This window comes from Streptococcus sp. DD11 (assembly GCF_001578865.1).
GTDB classification, from domain to species: domain Bacteria; phylum Bacillota; class Bacilli; order Lactobacillales; family Streptococcaceae; genus Streptococcus; species Streptococcus panodentis.
Window position 1 is genome coordinate 149,394 of sequence record NZ_KQ969395.1, and the last position, 2,590, is coordinate 151,983.

Below are 2,590 nucleotides of genomic sequence, written 5' to 3' on the forward strand. Positions count from 1 at the left end.
TAATTTCTCTAAATATTTTCGTTTTTGTGCTGTCAGTACCATATTTATACCTCTTTTACTGTGATTTGCTGATAAAGTGTGTCGTAGTTGGCCAGATTGACATGTCCAGTTATTTTTTCCTGAGCATTGAGCATCCCCAAAACCATGGCTTGCTTGAGCAAGCTCTCATCCTCTTTGGCATGCTGAAGAGCGGAGGAAATGCCAGCAACGGTCGAATCCCCCGAACCGACAGGATTGACCACCTCAATCGTTGGAATCTGAACCTTGTAGAAAGTGCTGCCGTGCTTGGCAAAGGCACCGTCTGCCCCCAAGGAGACGATTAGCCAGTCAATACCAGCAAAAAGGGGATCGCTCAAAACGGATTTCAGCTGCTCCAAATCTGCCGAAACCTCCCGATTTAAGAGCTGAGACAGCTCCTCTCTGTTGGGCTTGATGACCGTCGGCTTGCAGTCGGATTGGAGAACTGCCTCTAAGGCTTTTCCTGAACAGTCCAGCACCACCTTGCGCTTTTCCTCCTTGGCAATACTGATCAAGCGAGCATAGTAGTCCACCGGCAGCCCCGCCGGCAGGCTGCCCGAAAGGGCAATGACCTGAGCTGACTTCATCAGCAGCCTAAAGTGATGCAGAAAGCCATCAGCTTCCGCCGCTGAAACAGTCGGACCGGCTTCTAAAATCTCTGTCTGCTGCCCTTCATGCAGGATTGCAATGCAGTTTCTGGTATCACCCTGAATAGTATAGAAGAAAGGCTGAACGCCGGAAGGTAAATGGTCCAGCAGAAACTGGCCGTTCGTTCCGCCGATAAGGCCGGTTGCGAGCACATTTTCCCCGCATTCGGCCAAAACCCGGGTGACATTGAGCCCTTTGCCGCCAGCCGTTTTTGAAACATCTGCCACCCGATTAACCGTATCCAGCCTGAAATGAGCCAGCGGATAGGAAATATCAATCGAAGGGTTCATCGTAACCGTTAAAATCATAGGCCCATCTCCTTAGTCGTGATAGTCACCGCGTTCCCATTTTTCCAGAAATTCTGCAAAGAAATGTTCATCTGCTTGGCGGTCATTATGGGTCTCCACATGCTCGATTTTGGCTATCCATTTCTTATTTTCTTCGCTTGGCTTATAGTCAGCATGGATAAAAGCCTCGATAATATCGCACATCAGCAGCTCACCAGTGATTTTGCCGCCAAAGCCGATGACATTGGCATTGAGCTCTTCCTTGGCATAGAGGGCCGTCGTCATATCACGGACCAGAGCGGAACGGATACCAGGCACCTTGTTGACGGCATTGTTGATGCCGACTCCCGTTCCGCAGATACAGATTCCCAAATCAGCTTGACCGCTGGCTACTGCTTCGCCCACCTTCTTGCCATAGATAGGATAGTGGGTGCGGACATGGTCGTAAGTCCCAAAGTCCAGCACCTCATAGCCCTTTGACTTTAAGAAATCCACTACCGCCATTTTCTCATTGGTGACAATATGGTCACATCCGATCGCAATTTTCATCTTTGTCCTTCCTTTCTCTTAGCACATCTTGTTCAGCATGTCCACACGGATTTGATGACGTCCGCCGTCGTATTTGCCGTTGACAAAGCCCTTGGCAATGTTCTTGGCCAGCTCATCTCCGACAATTTCAGCTCCCATAGTAATGATGCGTGAATTATTGTGGCCGCGGGTCATATAGGCTGACCGTTCATCTGACACCTGCGCTGCCACCATCCCCTTGATTTTGGTGGCGACCATGAAAGGCCCTGCCCCATAGGCATCAATGACAATGCCCAGATTGCCTTCCTCTTCATTGACCTGACCGGCTACTGCCAGCGTCACATCGACAAAGTCCTGTCCTTCTGCTGTTACATCACGGACTTGGAAACCTTCCTTTTGCAGAAAATCTTTTACAAGATCTTTTAATCTTAAACCAGCAGCGTCTGCTCCAATGATAATTGCCATTCTTCTTCTCCTTTTTTTGATTTATCTGCGCAGAATTTTGTTTATTAGAAACACCATTTGTTTCTTACAATCATAATATACACCTTTTTTATCTCTTTGTCAATGATTTTTGTTTAAAATAATCAATATTTTTGAAATTATGATTACAGCAAACAAAAAAGACTCCTGTGAGCCTTGAAATTCTTTCCAATCCTTATACAAGCTTCATGCGAGACCTCAAAAAGCCCCCGCTCTCTAACTCTTATACTCTTTCGACAATCTCTTCAAACTTCGTCAGCTCCAGGACTGTTTCGGGCCGGCAAATGAAGCAGACCAGAGGAGCTGATGATAGCAGACTTATTCGAAAACGGCCGATTCTTCTTTCTATTGCCTTCCTTGAAAAGCGAGAGACAGCGAACAGAATCGTTTCTTAACAGGGATACAGTCTTCTAGTTTGCTTTTAGCAGTGAGGCTGAGACAGACGCCCATGATGGCTGCGCCCTCATCCACAGAAGGATGGATCTTTTAGAAGATACCGTATAAAAGTCCTTCAGTCTCGCTTTGTTTTGGTAAAAAACTTTTGGCGCGGTAGCTGATTGCTCAAAAGCTCCAGTGGAGGTTTTGAGGTTATAGATAAAGCTTCCGATAGGAAGCAACAAAAGCAC

The 2,590-nt window shown here is 47.0% G+C and carries 4 protein-coding genes; all 4 read right to left on the bottom strand.

The annotated features are described in order from the left end of the window. Window positions 1-44: 44 nt before the first annotated feature. Window positions 45-974 carry a tagatose-6-phosphate kinase gene (locus STRDD11_RS08465; RefSeq protein ID WP_128836959.1) on the bottom strand — a complete coding sequence of 310 codons (930 nt, stop codon included), beginning with the start codon at window positions 972-974 and terminating at the stop codon, window positions 45-47. Between the two features lie 12 nt (window positions 975-986). Next, entirely contained in the window at window positions 987-1,502 is a 516-nt protein-coding gene (gene lacB, locus STRDD11_RS08470) for a galactose-6-phosphate isomerase subunit LacB (protein ID WP_128836960.1), read from the bottom strand. Window positions 1,503-1,520: 18 nt separating this feature from the next. Next, window positions 1,521-1,946, bottom strand: a complete 426-nt coding sequence (gene lacA / locus STRDD11_RS08475; RefSeq protein ID WP_128836961.1) for a galactose-6-phosphate isomerase subunit LacA — start codon at window positions 1,944-1,946, stop codon at window positions 1,521-1,523. A 428-nt stretch (window positions 1,947-2,374) separates the two neighbouring features. Beyond that, window positions 2,375-2,590: hypothetical protein (locus tag STRDD11_RS13890; RefSeq protein ID WP_206512689.1), on the bottom strand; the 216-nt coding region annotated here is incomplete at its 5' end.